Here is a 16,602-nt window from a genome sequence, read left to right as displayed (position 1 = left end):
GGCTGCCGGACCCGCCGGCCGCCTCCGTCTAGGCGCGGCAGCCGCGCCGGCACGCCGAGCCCGCCGAGCACGCCGACACCGCCGACACCGCCGACACCGCCGAGCCCGCCGAGCCCGCCGAGCCCTACGAGTCGAAGCCGAGGCCCAGCGCGTCGAGCGTCTTCAGGATGACGCCGCGCCGGCCCCGGTTGTGGTCGGCGCGGTCGAGGGACCAGCGCGTGGTCTGGATGCCCATCGAGGCGAGGGGCTCCGGCGGGAACGGGAGCGGCCGCCCGCGCACCATCTCCAGCTGCGTGCGCTCCGTCTGCCGCGCGGCCAGCTGGTCCAGCATGACCTTGGCCGCGAAATGCGTCGCGGCGACTCCGAGTCCCGTGAACCCGGCGGCGTAGCTGATCCGCCCGCCGCGGGCCGTGCCGAAGAACGCGCAGAACTGCGTCGACGTGTCGATGGCGCCGGCCCACTGGTGGCTGAACCGCAGCCCGGCCAGCTGCGGGAAGGTGGTGAAGAAGTGGCCGGCCAGCCGCTGGAAGCTCTCCGGCCGGTTTTCGTAGCCGCTCCGCACGCGCCCGCCGTAGTGGTAGATCGCGTCGTAGCCGCCGAACAGGATGCGGTTGTCGGCGCTCAACCGGTAGTAGTGGAACTGATTGGCCAGGTCGCTCAGCCCTTGCCGGTTCTGCCAGCCGATGGCGGCGAGCTGGGCGGGCGATAACGGCTCGGTCATCAGCACGTAGTCGTAGACGGGCACCGTGGAGAGCCGGTTGCGGGCCAGCAGCGAGGGGAAGACGTTGGTCGCCAGCGCCGATTTCTGCGCGCGCACGATCCCGGATGCGGTGCGGAGCCGGGTGCCCTGCGCCGGTGAGAGCCCCTGCGTGTCCAGATTCGTCACCGGGGTGTGCTCGAAAATCTCGACCCCGAGTTCGGTGGCGACGCGGGCGAGTTCGGTGGCGAGCTTGCCGGGGTGCACGAGTGCGTTGCTGCGCTTGTGCCAGATGCCGGCCAGATAGGTGGGCGAGTCGACCTCGGCGCGCAGCAGCGAGGCATCCAGGAACACGCTGTTCGCATCGGTCGGTTCCTCACGCAGCCAGTCGACCTGGTGCTCCTCGATGGCCAGGTCGATGGCGCCGGTGCGCTCGAAATCGCAGTCCAGCCCGAGTTCGGTGACGGCCTGCTCGATCTCGTCGAGGTTCTCGAGGCCCAGGTCGGTGAGCCGGTCGATTTCGTTCGGCCAGCGTCGTCGGCCGTTCTCCTCGCCGTGGGTCAGGCTGGCCTCGCAGAAGCCGCCGTTGCGTCCCGACGCGGCCCAGCCGATCGTGCGCGCCTCCAGCAGCACCACGCGGGCGCCCGGATTCTGCTGCTTGGCGAGCACCGCGGTCCAGAGGCCGAGGTAACCGCCGCCGACGATGGCGAGATCGCAGTCGAGGTCGGCCGTGAGCGTCGGGTAGCCGGCCTGCGGCGACACGTCCTCCAGCCAGAACGGCGCGGAGCGGGTGTGGGCGAGGGCGCCCGCGATGACGGATGCGGCGGGTCGGGCCCGCTCGAAGATGGTCGTGCCCACGGATCGTCCTTTGTTCGCCGGGCGTCTGCTACCCGTTCATCATGCCAGCCGCGGGCCGGCTGCGGCCAGGCCCATGGGCCTCGCGGGCGCACCCTCCGGCAGTGGGCGTACGTTCTAACCTGCGCCCGCGTCCACGACATGCGCCGCGACGGCCGGTACGACGGCGACGGCACTCGACGCCCACGCTCAGTTCGCCGGCGCGTGCGACTCGAGGAACTGGAACACCTCGGTCTGGTCGACGCCGGGAAAGGTGCCAGTGGGCAGGGCGGCGAGCAGGCTGGTGGGCGTGCGCGCGGCCGGCCAGGACTGCCCGGACCACCGCTCCGAGAGCTCGTCCGGCGCGCGGCGGCAGCACGACTCGTCGGGGCAGGTGGACACGGCCCGGTTGGTGGTCTCGCGGCCACGGAACCACTTCACGTGGGTGAACGGCACGCCCACGCTGACCGAGTAGTCGCCCTCCTTCGCCTTCTCGATCCGGGAGGTGCACCAGAAGGTTCCGCTGGGGGTGTCGGTGTACTGGTACCAGGGGCTGAACCGGTCGGCCACGTTGAAGACCGTGCGCGCGGTCCAGTTGCGGCAGACCGTCGAGCCCTCGACCGCGCCGAGGGCGTCACTCGGGAAGCGCACCGAATCGTTTTCGTAGGCTTTGATCATGGTGCCGGACTCGTGCACCTTCATGAAGTGCACCGGGATGTCGAGCCGGGCGGTGGCGAGGTTCGTGAACCGGTGCGCGGCCGTCTCATAGGACACTGCGAAGGCGTCCCGCAGATCCTCCATCGAGATGCGGCGGAGGGTCTTCGCCTCGGTGAGCAGTTTCACGGTGTCTTTTTCGGGTAGCAGGATGGCCGCCGTCAGATAGTTGGTCTCCACCCGTTGGGACAGAAATTCCGCGTAATTTTCGGGTTCCTCGTGCTCGCAGAGCAGGGTCGCGAACGCCTGCAGAATGGGGGAACGGGAGTCGCGGGACGCCGATTGCTCCGTGGGCAGGTAGATGCGCCGATTGCGCTTGTCGGTCACCGATCGGGTCGAGTTCGGCAGGTCCCCCACGTAGTGCAGCGAGTAGCCGAGGTGCGTGGCCATATCGGCGACCACCTGGTGGGAGACCGGCCCGCCGGTGTGACCGACCGCGGCGAGCAGTCGCTGGGCCTGTGCTTCGAGCTCGGGGAAGTAGTTGTCCCTGGCGCGCATGGTGGCCCGGAGCTCCACGTTCGCCCGCCTGGCCTCCTCCGGGGTCGCCGCCCGTTCCCGGTGCAGGCGCAGGATTTCGTTGTGCAGGCTGAGCAGAGTCCGCAGGGTCTCGTCGCTCGTTCCCCGGCCAACGCGCATATGCGGCAGTCCGAGGGCCGTGAACACGGGGCCCCGCTGAGCCCGCTCGACGGCGATTTCCAGCGCCGCCCGCTCGGACGGGGCATCCGTTTTCAGCAGGTCGTCGACCGTGGTGCCGAGCGCGGTCGCGATGGTGCGCAGCATCGACAGACGCGGTTCGCGTTTGCCGTTCTCGATCATCGACACCTGCGAGGGTGCTCGGTCGATGGCGGCGGCGAGGGTGTCCAGGGTCATCCGCCGGTTGGTGCGCAGTTCACGGATGCGCCGCCCCAGAGTGAGCGCATCGAGCCCGGCCGCCTCGGGCGGAGCAGCGGAGAGGGACAGGCGGAGGGCGGGATCGACGGTGACCATGCCCCCATGCTCACACACTCAGGGGATAACTTCTCGCAGGCAGAAGAAATGACGTTCTTCTGATGCCTGGGGAGCGGTGCGCCGGTGTCCCCTGGACCAGAGTGGAAACCAGGCTGGCAATGAAGCCCTCCCCAGGCGGCGCCAGTCCAGCACCACACCCCACTCAACTTCCGAAGGAGCTCCGCCCATGAACACCCCGCCCCTGGCGACAGCCGACCAGGTCCAGGCCGCCGTTCCCACCACGAACACCGGCAGCTTCGCCACCATCGAACCGCACCTCGAGATCACCGGCGATCTCGGTCCGCGCTACGAGGAAATCCTCACCCCCGAGGCGCTGGTATTTCTGGCCGAGCTGCACGACCGGTTCGCCGGCACGCGTCAGGACCTGCTGGCGACCAGACTGCGGAAGCGCGTGGATGCCGCCAACGGGCGCGACCCGGGATTCCTCACCGAGACCGCGCACATCCGTCGTGACTTCACCTGGAGTGTCGCCGGCGCGGGCCCCGGGCTGATGGACCGCCGGGTGGAGATCACCGGGCCGACCGACCGCAAAATGGCCATCAACGCGCTGAATTCGGGCGCGAAGATCTGGCTGGCCGACCAGGAAGACGCCACCAGCCCCACCTGGGCGAACGTCATCGAGGGCCAGCTGACCCTGTTCGATCAGGTTCGGGGACAGCTGGACTTCACCAGCCCGGAGGGCAAGGAGTACGCCGTCACCGGCGATGCCGCCGGAGCAACCCCCACCATCGTGATGCGCCCGCGCGGCTGGCACCTGGTGGAGAAGAACCTGACCTTCGTCGACCGTGCGAACCGCCGGACGAACACCTCCGGCAGCCTGGTCGACTTCGGGCTCTACTTCTTCCACAATGCCAAGCGTCTGATCGAGGGTGGCAGCGGACCGTACTTCTACCTGCCGAAGCTCGAGAGCCACGTCGAAGCGCGCCTTTGGGACGACATCTTCAGCCACTCGGAGGACCGGCTCGGCATCGAATACGGCACCATCCGGGCCACCGTGCTGATCGAGACGATCCAGGCGGCCTTCGAGATGGAGGAGATCCTCTACGAACTGCGCGACCACTGCGCCGGGCTGAACGCCGGCCGCTGGGACTACATCTTCAGCATCATCAAGACCTTCCGCACCCGCGGCAGCCGGTTCGTCTTCCCCGACCGCAAGCAGATCACGATGACCGTGCCCTTCATGCGCGCGTACACCGAGCTGCTGGTGTCGACCTGCCACCGGCGCGGCGCGTATGCCATCGGCGGCATGAGCGCGTTCATCCCGAACCGGCGCGACCCTGAGGTCACCCGGCGCGCCCTCGAGGCGGTCGCCGCCGACAAGAAGCGCGAAGCCACCGACGGCTTCGACGGCACCTGGGTGGCGCACCCGGACCTCATCCCCACGGCGCAGGCCGAGTTCGACCAGGTGCTCGGGAACCAGCCGAACCAGTTGCACCGCACCCGCGACGAGGTCAGCGTCACGGCGGCAGAGTTGCTCGACGTGGAGTCCGTCGGCGGGCAGATCACCGCCGCCGGCGTGCACGACAACATCACGATCGGCTTGCGCTACATCGAGTCCTGGTTGCGCGGCGTCGGCGCCGCGGCCATCGACAACCTGATGGAGGACGCCGCGACGGCGGAGATCTCCCGCTCGCAGCTCTGGCAGTGGATCCACCACAACTCGATCACCGCCGAGGGCATCCGGATTGACGAAACCTGGGTCGAGGAACAGCTCGTCGCGGTGTACGAGGCACTCGAGCGCACGCCCGGGGACCGGTTCGACGACGCGCTCGAGGTGTTCCGGGCATCCGCGCTCGAGCCCGAGTTCCCGACGTTCCTCACCGTCGGCGCCTACGCGCGCTACCTGTAGCCGCTCGACCGGTCCGCGCCGCTGCCACCGGGCCGCGAGAGCGGGTGAATCGTCGCTATGGCCGTCCCATGCCGACGATTCACCCGCTCTCGCGTGGGGTGGTGGGTGGTGGGGCGTCGGTAGGGTGGGTGGGTGATTGAGATTCGCACGGCCACGGCGACGGATGCCCCGGCGCTGGCCGAACTGGCCGCCGCCACGTTCGCGCTCGCCTGCCCGCCGCACACCTCGGCCGAGGCCATCGCCGCGTTCCTGCGTGACGTGCTCGCGGAGGGCAACTTCGACGTCTACCTGGCCGACCCGGACCGGCTGATCCTCGTGGCCGAGGACGCCGGGGTGATGCTCGGCTACACGATGCTCGTGTTCGCGGATCCGACCGACACCGACGTGCGCGCCGCCATCGGCATCCGTCCCACCGCGGAGCTGAGCAAGTGCTACCTGCGTGCCGAGACGCACGGCCGCGGGGTGGCCGCGGCGCTGATGTCGGCGACACTCGACGCGGCCCGGGCGCGCGGGGCGGCCGGGAGCTGGCTCGGCGTCAACCAGGAGAACGCCCGGGCCATCCGCTTCTACGAGAAGAACGGGTTCGTCACTGTCGGTGAGAAGCGCTTCCTGGTGGGCGGACGGTACGAGGACGACTTCGTGCTGGAGCGGGCGCTCTAGTCGGTCCCGGCCCCGGCCCCGGTGCCAATCTCGGTGTCGGTCCCGGTGCCGGCCGCCGCGGCCGTGCGGGCCGCGATCGCGTGCTCCTTCATCCCCTTGATCTGCTCGTAGGCGCCGAGGGCCGCCCGTCTCGTCTCGCCGAGGTCGACGATCGGGGCCGGGTAGGCATCCGTGCCCCACTCGGGCACGTTTTGACGGATGTACTCGCCGTGGGGATCGAACTTCTTCGCCTGCAGCTCCGGGTTGAAGACCCGGAAATAGGGGGCGGCGTCGGCGCCGGAACCGGCCACCCACTGCCAGCCGAACGGGTTGCTGGCGGCGTCCGCGTCGACGAGGGTGTCCCAGAACCACTGCTCGCCGAGCCGCCAGTCGATCAGGAGGTTCTTGATCAGGAACGACGCCGTCACCATGCGCACGCGGTTGTGCATGCTGCCCGTGCGCCACAGTTCACGCATGCCGGCGTCGACCAGGGCGATTCCGGTGCGGCCCTGCTGCCAGGCCGCCAGGGCGCGCTCATCGAGTCGCGGCCAGGGGAAAGCGTCGAACTCGGGCCGCAGATTGACGGTCGCCAGGGTCGGGTTGTTGAACAGCACGTGGTAGCTGAATTCTCGCCAGCCGACCTCGGTGAGGAACCGGGTCGCACTGTTCTGGGCGCGCCCGGTCAAACCGATCCGAGTCCGCTCGGTCGCATTCCAGATCTGGAATGGACTGATCTCGCCCCAGCGCAGGTGCGGTGAGAGACGGGAGGTGACGGCCTGGGCCGGCTCGTCGCGCTCGTCGGCGTAGCGGTCGAGGGACTCGCGGAGGAACGTTTCGAGCAGTCGCCCGGCGGAGGCCTCGCCGGGCTGCCAGGCCTCTCGCAGGCCCGCCGCCCAGTCGGGCCGGGTCGGCAGGAGCGCCCAGTCGTCGAGGGGGTCGGAGGGGATCTCACCGGCGAATCCGGGGATCGAATCGGGGGCCGGGTGCGGCGCGCGCGGTGGCGGGCCGGCCGTGCACGCCCGCCAGAACGGGGTGAACACGGAGTAGCTGCCGCCCTGGCCGGTCTGGATCGTCCACGGTTCGAACAGGAGTGAGCCGGAGAAGCTGCGGGTCTCCGTTCCGCCCGCGGTGAGGCCCGACTTGATCCGGGTGTCCACCTCGCGTTCGGCGGCGCCGTAGCGGCGGTTCCAGAACACGGCGTCGGCGCCGACGGATGCCGCGAGCTCCAGGATCATGTCCTCGGCCGGCCCCCGGCGCAGGGTCAACCGGCCGCCGAGGCGGTGCAGCGAGTCGGCCAGCGCGGTCAGGCTCCCGTGAAGCCACCACCGGGCCGCGCCGCCGAGCGGCCGGACCCCGGGGGACTCCTCGTCCAGCACGTACACGGCCACGATCGGCTTGCCGCGCTCGAGCGCGGCCGTGAGGGCCGGGTTGTCCGCGAGGCGCAGGTCGTCGCGGAACCAGACCAGGGACGGGCCGTCGCCGCTCACGCGAGACGCCCGGAGGAGTTGTCGGAGCCGGAGGAGTTGTCGGAGCCGGAGTTGCCGGAGCCGGAGTTGCCGGAGCCGGAGTTGCCGGAATCGGAGCCGGAGCTGGCGGTGACGTTGTCAGCGCCGGCAGCCGCCGCACCTGCCCCGCCCGGGGCATCCGTCACCTGCAGCACGATCTTCCCGCGGGTGTGGCCCTCTTCGATCAGGCGGTGCGCCGCCGCGCCCTCGCCCAGCGGGAACACCCGGTCCACGTGCACCCGCACAGCGCCGTCGTCGATCAGCTCGGTGATGAAGTCGAGGGTGCGCCCGGAGGGTGCCACCTTGAATCCGGTGGCACGGATGCCCGCGGCCGCGGCCTCCGCCGCCATGGTCGGCCAGCTTCCGGTCGGCGCGTTCACCAGGATTCCGCCGGGGCGCAGCACGCCGAGCGACCGGGTGCCGGTGTTGTCGTGCACATTGCCGACGAGGTCGATCACCGCGTCGAGACCGGAGAGCACGTCGTCGAAACGGGTCTGCGTGTAGTCGATGACCTCGTCGGCACCGAGCGTCCGCAGGAAATCGAGGTTGCGGGTCGACCCGGTGGCGGTCACGTGGGCGCCGAAGGCCTTGGCGAACTGCACGGCGAAATGGCCGACCCCGCCGCTGCCGGCGTGGATGAGCATCCGTTGGCCGGGGGCTGCCGCGGCCAGGTCCACGACCATGCCCCACGCGGTGAGGGCGGCGACCGGAACGGCGGCCGCCTCGAGATGGCTGAGCCGCACCGGTTTGCGGGTCACGTTCAGGCTCGAGACGGTGAGCAGCTCGGCGTAGCTGCCGGGGGTGCGGGGCATGCGAGCGATTCCGTAGACCTCGTCTCCGGGCTGCAGCGGGAACGCCGCGTACGGCGCGGTGACCACGACACCGCTGAAGTCGAGTCCGAGCACGGCCGGGTAGGCGGGGATGGCCGGAGTGACACCCCCGCCGGCCCGGGTCTTGGCATCGATCGGGTTGACTCCGGCGGCAACGACCCGCACCAGGAGCTCATCGAACACCGCGATCGGGGCGTCGACCTCGGCCAGGTGCAGCTCGCCGGCCGGGCCGGGCCGGTCGATCACGAGGGCGAGCATGGTCGGTGGCTGATTCCTGGCGATTACCATCTGCCCATTCTCTCTCGGGATTCGCGGCGCCGGCACACGCCGTTGTGCCTCGATTTGGGGGTGCCGTAGCCGCACTTGGTTTCGGCCGGCACTGGCCGGGAGGGGGCCGGGCGCATAGTCTGTCCTCATAAAGGGGGACCGACCCCGATGTTCGGGAAGAGTCCCTTCCCGTCATTCGGTTTCCCTTGGGCTCAGCGCTCCCTGCCGAGTCAGAACTCCGCACGCAGCCCTGCCCACCTGACCGGGAGTCGTACCGCACCCGAAGCGGCACGAACTCGTGTGAGCCGTGGCGCCACGCCGAGGGGAAAGTCGCCTGCAACACCCGGCAGGCGACTTTCCCGTGGGCTGGGCCTTGTCTGCGGGCGGGCCTCCGACGCGACGAGCGGTCAGTGCGCCGGCGGGGGACCCGACGTGGTCTGCTGGTTGAGCAGGGCGATCAGGTTGTTGGCGTACCCCACCAGGATTGCGATCTGATCTTCGTCGCGTTCGATCCAGCGGCATTCGGGTTCGGCGTTCACGGGCACGAAATCCCGGTGCTGCTCCCAGACGAGCAGGGTGCGCTCCGCCCCGAGCACGTACTGCTGCCACCACACCTGACGCAGGTACGAGCGAGGGATGCTGCGCCACTCCTTGCTCGTCGTCTTGATCTCGGCCAGTTCGAGGCCGCCCGACCCCTGGCCCGAGCCGGTGCCGACGCCGTCCGGGGTGGCCAGATGCCGCCGGTGGTCGGCCGCATGGAACAGGGCCGTGCTGGGCTTGATGCCGTAACGGCCGAGCACCCAGGCCGCGATCTCCGGTTCCCGGGAGCGCCCGTGGTCCGTGAAGCTGTTGCCGCTGAAGCTGCTGCCGTTGAGCTTGTCGTAGACCGCGTTCTGCAGCGATTTGGGGGTGGCGAGTTTGGCGACATCCGTGGCCGTGATCCCCTGGGCGCGGGCCCTCAGCCAGGCGACCCGGTCGGTGGAATCTGCGACGATGCGCCTAAGGTGCGACGCGGCGACCAGTGGCGCCGCCGGAACGAGATCGGGGGGCGACGGATGCTCCTCCTCCTCGAACAAGGAGAGCATCTGGTTCATCACCGTTCCATTCTGCCTGTTCGCCGGGCCCGCCCACGCCGGGCCGCCTCAGCCGGCGCGCCACGGCTGTGCCGTGACGGAATGACGGCGTGACGGAACGACGGATGACGGATGAGCGTCACAGCGAAGACCGAGCCGACACATGGGCTTTTCATGGCCAACACTCGGATACCGGTCAACTCTGAGCACCGGCGAGAACGATCGAGCCGTCCGGGCACCGCGCGCATCCACACGCCCCCGAGACCACGGTCGACGTGGCCCTCGCACGGGAGCACGACCGCGCGATCGTGACGGTGACGGATGACGGCCCCGGCATCCCCGAGAATCTACGGTCCACCCTGTTCGAGCGTTTCGCGCGCGGCGACAGCTCGCGCTACCGGGGAACCGGGAGCGCGGGCCTCGGCCTGGCCATCGCCCGTGCGGTTGTGGCCGCCCACCACGGTGAGATCGACGTCGACAGCCGCCCGGGCTTCACCAGCTTCCGTGTCTCACTCCCTCTCACCTGACCCTGTGCCCGGCGAACGGATGCCGATTTGCGCCAGGCCCGAACCGTGCCGTATCGTGGAGCAAAGCCAAAGACCGCCGGTTATTGCCATGTAGAAATGCAGAGGCAATCGAAGGTTCATTCACGTGAACGGCCCGCGCAGGATTCGAAGTCAGATTGCATTCTCCTGGAATGCGTTCCCAGCTCCGGCGCCTGCGCCGGAGCTTTTTTCATGTCTGCTCCCCGGGCTACCGGCACATGAAACCAAGAGGAGCGCCATGGCGAACAAGGAAGCAACGGTCGCCGAGCTTACGGAGAAATTCCAGAGCTCGACCGCCGTTCTGCTCACCGAGTACCGCGGTCTCACTGTTGCGCAGCTCAAGTCGCTGCGCGTTTCCATCAGTGCGGACGCCACGTACGCCGTGGTGAAGAACACGCTGACCAAGATTGCGGCCAATAACGCCGGCATCACGTCGTTTGACGACGAGCTTGTCGGTCCGTCCGCAATCGCATTCGTCCACGGAGACCCTGTCGCCGTCGCGAAGATCCTGCGTGCCTTCACCAAGGCAAACCCTCTCCTGGTAGTGAAGGGTGGTTACTTCGACGGTAACCCGCTCACCGCCGCAGAGGTAGGCAAGCTCGCCGACCTCGAGTCCCGCGAAGTGCTGCTGGCCAAGCTGGCCGGCGCATTCAAGGCCTCGCTGTTCGGAGCCGCATATCTGTTCAACGCACCGCTGTCGAAGGCTGTTCGCACCATCGACGCGCTGCGTGAGAAGCAGGAGTCCGCGAACTAGGCATCGGCCTGGCATCGCGGTGAGTAACTAAGAAACTATAGGGAGAATAATCATGGCAAAGCTTTCCACCGAAGAATTGCTCGAACAGTTCAAGGGCCTCACCCTCATCGAGCTCTCCGAGTTCGTCAAGGCGTTCGAGGAGACCTTCGAGGTCACCGCTGCTGCTCCGGTCGCCGCTGCCGGCGCTGCCGGTCCTGCTGCACCCGTTGAAGAGGTCGAAGAGCAGTCCGCTTTCGACGTCATCCTCGAGGCTGTCGGCGACAAGAAGATCCAGGTCATCAAGGTTGTGCGCGAGCTCACCAGCCTGGGCCTCGGCGAGGCCAAGGCCGTCGTCGATGGCGCGCCGAAGGCCGTCCTCGAAGGCGTTTCCAAGGAAGCTGCCGAAAAGGGCAAGGCTGCTCTCGAAGCTGCCGGCGCCACCGCCGCCCTCAAGTAGTCGGGGCCCCGCGAGGGGTTCTCTGCTTCTTGTGGAGGCGTGACGGCGCAAGCCGTCCACAGAAAGAAGGCGTCGCATCCATCGGATGCGGCGCCTTCTGTCATTCACCCCGGTCATCTGGCTGCCCACTTCGCCCGCGGCGAGTCTGCCGGACCCGAAATCCTCGCGACCGAATCGCCCGCGGTGTGGCGCACACTGAGCGTGCTGCGGCAGACCGGGCCGATCCGGCTGGGTGAGCTCGCCGGTCGTAGCCGGGTCTCTCAGCCCACCGCCACCAAGCTCGTGACCCACCTGTCCGAGCGGGGCTGGGCCGCCCGGCAGCCCGATCCGCTCGAAGCCCGGGTTGCCCTCACGACGATCACGACGATCATGCCCGAGGGTGTGGCCGCCCCGGCCGACTGGCCCAGCCGGCTCGCTGTAGCGCTGCACCCCCTGTTCGCGGATCTGCCACCGAACGAGGTCGAGGCGGCCTCCCGCAGCCATCGCTCCGCCCTCGGCCACACTGCTGACCGCCGGACGGTCCGGCCGATCAGCTCCCGTGCGGCTGTCGGGGTCCGCTGGTGCTCGAGCGGATGGCAAGGTTCGTGGGCAGCACGGTCAGGTGGTCGTCCTCACTCTGCGGCGTGGGGTTCTCCAATTCCGCCAGGAGGGCCTCCACCGCGAACCGGCCCTGTTTGCGCGGGTGCTGTTCGAGCGTGGTCAGGCGGAACATGTCGGCATACGGATGCCCGTCGATGCCGATCACGGACAGGTCGGCGGGCACCTGAATGCCCAGCTCCCGCGCGGCGACGATCAGGCCGATCGCGATTTCGTCGCTCGCGGCGAAGACCGCGGTGGGGCGGGTGCGCGGGTCGCCGAATACGGAGAGACCAACCTCGTAGCCGCCCGGCATGGTGAACTCGCAGGCGAAGAACAGGCCTGAGCGCTCGGTCGACAGGCCCGCGTCACGCAGGGCGGCGAAGAAACCGGTGAGCCGGTTGCTGTGCACCTGGAAGTCCATCTCGTCGTCTTTGCTGCCGCCGATGTGCACGATGTCGGTATGCCCCAGGCTGAGCAGGTGCTCCGTGGCCAGCCGTGCCGCGGCCACGTCGTCGATGGCGATGGTGTCCACGCCGCGGATGGGTCCGCCGATGCCGACCAGCGGGCGGCCCAGGCGATGCAACAGGGTGACTTCCTCATCACTGAGGGCCACACCGACGGAGATCACGCCGTCGAAGCGCTTCCGCGCGAGGAAGTAGTCGAAGACCCGTTCGCGTTCGGGCGAGGGAGCGGGGAGGTTGTAGAGGGTCATGTCGTACCCCTCGTCGAGCAGCGCCTGTTCCATGCTTTCCAGAACCTCGGAGAAGAACCAGCGGCTGATGAACGGGATGATCACGCCGATGCTCTTGGTGCGCCCGGTGACCAGGCTGGCCGCGTTCGGCGAGGCGACGTAGCCGATCTCGCGTGCCGCGGCGATGACCTTCTGCCGGGTCTCCTCCGACACGTAGCCGCGACCGCTCAGGGCCCGGGAGGCAGTGGCTTTGGCGACGCCGGCGAGGCGTGCGACATCCGCGATTGCGCTCATTCCAGCCTCCGCCCTTGGACCCGTTTTGAACACTGTACCGCCCAGGGCGCCCTGCTGGAACCGGTTCCATCAAAACCGTCGAAATGTGCCGGTGGAGAGGGAACAGAATTTCGAAGTCTTCGCGGCGGGAGCGGGATCTTTAGCATTCCGTGACATTGTGATCTTGCGATTCGGTGCGGCGTACCGTAACTTATGGTGTGGAACCGGTTCCTTATCTGATCGTTTTCGGCACACCAGTAGTTCCTGCGGCACCTCGGTGTTGCTCGGGGGGATCCCCGGCGCACCTTCATCACTCAACGAGGAGGAAAAATGCGGTCATTCCACCGCCGAATCACAACACCAATCGCCATTGCGGCGATCGCCGGTCTGACCTTGGCCGGCTGTTCCGGCGGTCCCGGCAGCACGAACACCGATGCCGGAGCCGAAGGCGACGGCGTCGTCACCGTCTACGGCACCATCGGTGACACCGAAGCCGAGCTTCTCGAAGAGTCCTGGGCTGCCTGGGAAAAAGAAAGCGGCATTGACATCCAGTACGAAGCCTCGAAGGAATTCGAAGCTCAGATCGCCATTCGCGCCCAGGGCGGCAGCGCTCCCGACATCGCGATCTTCCCGCAGCCCGGCCTGATGGCCGACCTTGCCAGCCGCGACTTCCTCAAGCCGGCCCCGAAGTCCGTCGAGGACAACGTCGACGAGTTCTGGTCCGAGGACTGGAAGGCCTACGGCACCGTCGGTGACACGTTCTACGGCGCTCCGCTGATGGCCAGCGTCAAGGGCTTCGTCTGGTACTCCCCGGCCAAGTTCACCGAGTGGGGTGTCGAAGTTCCCGAGACCTGGGACGACCTCCTGGCCGTGACCAAGACCATCCAGGAGAAGACCGGAGCCGCCCCGTGGTGTGCCGGCTTCGGCTCGGGCGACGCAACCGGCTGGCCGGGAACGGACTGGGTCGAAGACCTCGTCCTGCGTCAGGCCGGCCCGGAAACCTACGACAAGTGGGTTGCCAACGAGATCCCCTTCACGGACCCCGCGATCAAGTCCGCCTTCGACTCCGTCGGAGAAATCCTGCTGAACCCGGCCTACGTCAACGCCACATTCGGTGATGTCCGCTCGATCAACAGCACCCCGTTCGGTGACGTGGCCACCCCGCTCGCCGCGGGTACCTGCGCGCTGCACCACCAGGCATCCTTCTTCGACGGTTTCATCACGGATGCCGGCGGAGAGGTCGGTCCCGACGGTGACGTCTGGGCCTTCATCACCCCTGCCGAAGAAGCCGGCAGCCAGGCCGTGACCGGTGGTGGCGAGATCGTCGCCGCATTCGCCGATGACGCCGACACGCAGGCCGTTCAGACGTTCCTCTCCAGCGACGACTGGGCGAACAGCCGCGTAGCCCTCGGTGGAGTCATCAGCGCCAACTCGGGTCTTGACCCGAAGAACGCGAAGAGCCCCATCCTGCAGGAAGCCATCAAGATCCTTCAGGACCCGGAGACCACCTTCCGCTTTGACGCCTCCGACCTGATGCCCGGCTCCGTGGGTGCCGGCACCTTCTGGAAGGGAATGGTCAACTGGGTCAACGGTGCCCCGACCGATGAGGTGCTCACCAGCATCGAAGCCGGCTGGCCCTCCAACTAGTTCGAGTCTGAACCAGCACAGCCAACAGCACTAAAACGGTGCGGGTCGTCCTTCCAGGGGCGACCCGCACCTCCCCTGCTGGTGTACCGTGGCGGTAGTTTTCCGCCCCACCAGCGAACTGTGAGTCCGCAGTTGTACTCGAGAGGTTTCATATGTCGGCATTCCTTGCCTGGCTGGCTGACTTGCCGCCCCTGGTCCAAGTCCCCATCATCATCCTCGCGTTCGTCGCCCTGGTGGCCGCGATCCTGTTCTTCGTCGAGATAGCCCCGCGCAAGGGCACCGTCTACACCGTCATCCGTCTCGCCGTCTGCGTCGCCGCACCTTTGCTGATCCTGCTCGCCGCGGGGTCGTACTGGTGGGCCATCGCCGCGGCCGCCGTTCTCGGCGGGGTCTTCTTCATCGTCGACTACCGCTCGCGCGCCGGCGCCGGGTACCTCTTCCAGCTTTTCGGCTTTCTCGCGCCGGCCATCCTGCTCCTCATCGTTGGACTCATCATCCCGACCATCCAGACCACGGTGCAGGCGTTCATGAACTCGCGGGGCACCGAGTTCATCGGCCTCGACAACTTCGTCTGGGTGTTCACCCAGCCGGAGGCCATCCGCACGGTGCTCAACACGATCGTCTGGGTGCTCATCACGCCGCTCGTATCGACGATCGCCGGGCTGGCCTACGCGGTGTTCATCGACAAGAGCCGCGGTGAGAAGTACTTCAAAATCATGGTCTTCATGCCCATGGCCATCTCCTTCGTCGGGGCGTCGATCATCTGGCGCTTCGTCTACACGGCCCGTCCGGCCGACCAGAACCAGATCGGCCTGCTCAACCAGGTCGTGGTGTGGTTCGGCGGCCAGCCCGTCGACTTCCTCGCGAACGCTCCCTGGAACACGGTCTTCCTGATCGTCGTTCTGATCTGGGTGCAGACCGGATTCGCCATGGTCGTGCTCTCCGCCGCCATCAAGGGCGTGCCCGCCGAGCAGATGGAGGCCGCCGAACTCGACGGCACCAACGCCTGGCAGAAGTTCACCAACGTCACGGTCCCCGGCATCCGCAGCGCCCTCGTCGTCGTGTTGACGACGATCTCCATCGCCTCCCTCAAGGTCTTCGACATCGTCCGCACCATGACCGCAGGCGCCAACGACACCAGCGTCATCGCGAACGAGATGTACACGCAGTTCAAGAACTTCGAGCAGGGCCGGTCCGCGGCCTTCGCCGTGATCCTGTTCCTGCTCGTGCTCCCGATCGTCGTCTACAACGCCCGCCAGATTCAGAAGCAGAGGGAAATCCGATGAGCGCGATTCTTCCGGTCGAACTCCCCGTCGACAAGAACACCAAGACGCAGATCCGCCGAGGCGAGCGCCGCCAGGAGTTCGCCGCCGCCAAGCGCACCAAGAAGCGGCTGACCAGTCGCGGCGCGACGATCGCGGCGCTCGTGATCGCCATTCTCTGGACGGTCCCGACCTTCGGGCTGTTCGTCTCCTCGTTCCGCCCGGCGCAGGAGGTGCGCACCACCGGCTGGTGGACGCTCTTCTCGAACTGGGGCCTCACCCTCGACAACTACAGTGACGTGCTCCAGGCCGGCAACAGCCAGCTGAACCTGGCCGGCGCGTTCATCAACTCGATCGCGATCACCCTGCCGGCCACTCTCCTGCCGCTGATCATCGCCAGCCTCGCGGCCTACGCGTTCGCCTGGATCGACTTCCGCGGCAAGAACGTGCTGTTCATCGCGGTTTTCGCGCTGCAGATCGTCCCGCTGCAGATGGCCCTCGTGCCGCTGCTGCAGTTCTTCTCGCAGGGCGAGGTCTTCGGCTTCCCGGTGGTCACCTCGATCAGCGACGCCGGCGGCTACTCACAGGTGTGGATCGCGCACACGATGTTCGCCCTGCCGCTGGCCATCTACCTGCTGCACAACTTCGTGTCGGAGATCCCCGCCGACGTGATCGAGGCGGCGCGGGTCGACGGCGCCGGCCACGGGCAGATCTTCTTCCGCATCGTGCTGCCGCTGACCATGCCGGCGATCGCATCCTTCGCCATCTTCCAATTCCTGTGGGTCTGGAACGACCTGCTCGTGGCGCTGATCTTCGCGGATGGCGCCGTGGCCCCGATGACCAAGCTGCTGGCCGAAATCACGGGTACCCGAGGCCAGGATTGGCACCTGCTCACCGCCGGCGCGTTCATCTCGATCCTGGTTCCGCTGATCGTGTTCTTCTCGCTGCAGCGCTACTTCGTGCGCGGCCTGCTGGCCGGTTCGACGAAGGGTTAGTCGC

At 67.8% G+C, this 16,602-nt stretch carries 14 protein-coding genes and 1 pseudogene; 9 read left to right on the top strand and 6 right to left on the bottom strand.

All coding sequences use genetic code 11. From position 1 onward, the window contains the following. Nucleotides 1-124: 124 nt before the first annotated feature. Nucleotides 125-1,555: an NAD(P)/FAD-dependent oxidoreductase gene (locus E3T23_RS14635; RefSeq protein ID WP_134371270.1), complete on the bottom strand. Its 1,431-nt coding sequence runs from the start codon at nt 1,553-1,555 to the stop codon at nt 125-127. A gap of 186 nt (nt 1,556-1,741) precedes the next feature. Then, a complete protein-coding gene (locus tag E3T23_RS14630) occupies nt 1,742-3,232 on the bottom strand; it encodes a helix-turn-helix transcriptional regulator (protein ID WP_134371269.1) in 1,491 nt (496 codons plus the stop codon). Nucleotides 3,233-3,419: 187 nt separating this feature from the next. Between E3T23_RS14630 and aceB the strand changes: the two genes are divergently transcribed. Both aceB and E3T23_RS14620 read left to right on the top strand, forming a co-directional pair. Next, on the top strand, nt 3,420-5,102 hold the full coding sequence (gene aceB / locus E3T23_RS14625; RefSeq protein ID WP_134371268.1) for a malate synthase A: 1,683 nt from the start codon (nt 3,420-3,422) through the stop codon (nt 5,100-5,102). A 132-nt stretch (nt 5,103-5,234) separates the two neighbouring features. Next, the gene (locus E3T23_RS14620) at nt 5,235-5,762 is read left to right on the top strand and encodes a GNAT family N-acetyltransferase (protein ID WP_134371267.1); all 528 of its coding nucleotides are present in this window, start codon (nt 5,235-5,237) and stop codon (nt 5,760-5,762) included. Here the strand turns inward: E3T23_RS14620 and E3T23_RS14615 are convergent. From E3T23_RS14615 to E3T23_RS14605, 3 genes are all read right to left on the bottom strand, one after another. After that, nucleotides 5,759-7,228, bottom strand: coding sequence for a cryptochrome/photolyase family protein (locus tag E3T23_RS14615; RefSeq protein WP_134371266.1), 1,470 nt, complete (start codon nt 7,226-7,228; stop codon nt 5,759-5,761). The two genes, E3T23_RS14620 and E3T23_RS14615, sit on opposite strands and share 4 nt — an antisense overlap. Continuing rightward, nucleotides 7,225-8,364, bottom strand: a complete 1,140-nt coding sequence (locus tag E3T23_RS14610; protein WP_241977993.1) for an NADP-dependent oxidoreductase — start codon at nt 8,362-8,364, stop codon at nt 7,225-7,227. Before E3T23_RS14610 ends, E3T23_RS14615 begins: the two co-directional genes overlap by 4 nt. Before the next feature lie 386 nt (nt 8,365-8,750). Further along, complete coding sequence (locus tag E3T23_RS14605) at nt 8,751-9,437, bottom strand: YqaJ viral recombinase family protein (RefSeq protein ID WP_134371273.1); 687 nt, start codon at nt 9,435-9,437, stop codon at nt 8,751-8,753. A gap of 200 nt (nt 9,438-9,637) precedes the next feature. Here E3T23_RS14605 and E3T23_RS14600 point away from each other — a divergent pair, with 200 nt between their 5' ends. The 4 genes and pseudogenes from E3T23_RS14600 to E3T23_RS16065 form a co-directional block, all read left to right on the top strand. Further along, complete coding sequence (locus tag E3T23_RS14600) at nt 9,638-9,943, top strand: sensor histidine kinase (protein ID WP_134371265.1); 306 nt, start codon at nt 9,638-9,640, stop codon at nt 9,941-9,943. 256 nt (nt 9,944-10,199) lie between these two features. Continuing rightward, nucleotides 10,200-10,715: a 50S ribosomal protein L10 gene (gene rplJ, locus E3T23_RS14595; protein ID WP_134371264.1), complete on the top strand. Its 516-nt coding sequence runs from the start codon at nt 10,200-10,202 to the stop codon at nt 10,713-10,715. A gap of 52 nt (nt 10,716-10,767) precedes the next feature. Then, nucleotides 10,768-11,151 (top strand): 50S ribosomal protein L7/L12, encoded by a 384-nt coding sequence (gene rplL / locus E3T23_RS14590; RefSeq protein ID WP_134371263.1) that lies wholly within the window; start codon nt 10,768-10,770, stop codon nt 11,149-11,151. Between the two features lie 39 nt (nt 11,152-11,190). Continuing rightward, nucleotides 11,191-11,481 (top strand): annotated as a pseudogene (locus E3T23_RS16065) (MarR family transcriptional regulator); the annotation flags it as partial. Between the two features lie 199 nt (nt 11,482-11,680). Here E3T23_RS16065 and E3T23_RS14580 read toward each other — a convergent pair. Continuing rightward, nucleotides 11,681-12,715 carry a LacI family DNA-binding transcriptional regulator gene (locus tag E3T23_RS14580; protein ID WP_134371262.1) on the bottom strand — a complete coding sequence of 345 codons (1,035 nt, stop codon included), beginning with the start codon at nt 12,713-12,715 and terminating at the stop codon, nt 11,681-11,683. Between the two features lie 309 nt (nt 12,716-13,024). On the opposite strand from E3T23_RS14580, the gene E3T23_RS14575 reads away from it, so the two are divergent. From E3T23_RS14575 to E3T23_RS14565, 3 genes are all read left to right on the top strand, one after another. Continuing rightward, the gene (locus E3T23_RS14575; RefSeq protein ID WP_134371261.1) at nt 13,025-14,341 is read left to right on the top strand and encodes an ABC transporter substrate-binding protein; all 1,317 of its coding nucleotides are present in this window, start codon (nt 13,025-13,027) and stop codon (nt 14,339-14,341) included. Nucleotides 14,342-14,493: 152 nt separating this feature from the next. Then, a complete protein-coding gene (locus E3T23_RS14570) occupies nt 14,494-15,627 on the top strand; it encodes a carbohydrate ABC transporter permease (protein ID WP_134371260.1) in 1,134 nt (377 codons plus the stop codon). Continuing rightward, complete coding sequence (locus E3T23_RS14565; RefSeq protein WP_134371259.1) at nt 15,624-16,598, top strand: carbohydrate ABC transporter permease; 975 nt, start codon at nt 15,624-15,626, stop codon at nt 16,596-16,598. The genes E3T23_RS14570 and E3T23_RS14565 overlap by 4 nt, the downstream gene beginning before the upstream one ends. The last annotated feature ends 4 nt before the right edge of the window (nt 16,599-16,602 follow it).

Origin of the sequence: Cryobacterium cheniae, from assembly GCF_004403395.1 — a bacterium.
Lineage (GTDB): Bacteria > Actinomycetota > Actinomycetes > Actinomycetales > Microbacteriaceae > Cryobacterium > Cryobacterium cheniae.
Note: the sequence above shows the minus strand (reverse complement) of the source record. Positions and strands in the feature narration are given on the sequence as shown.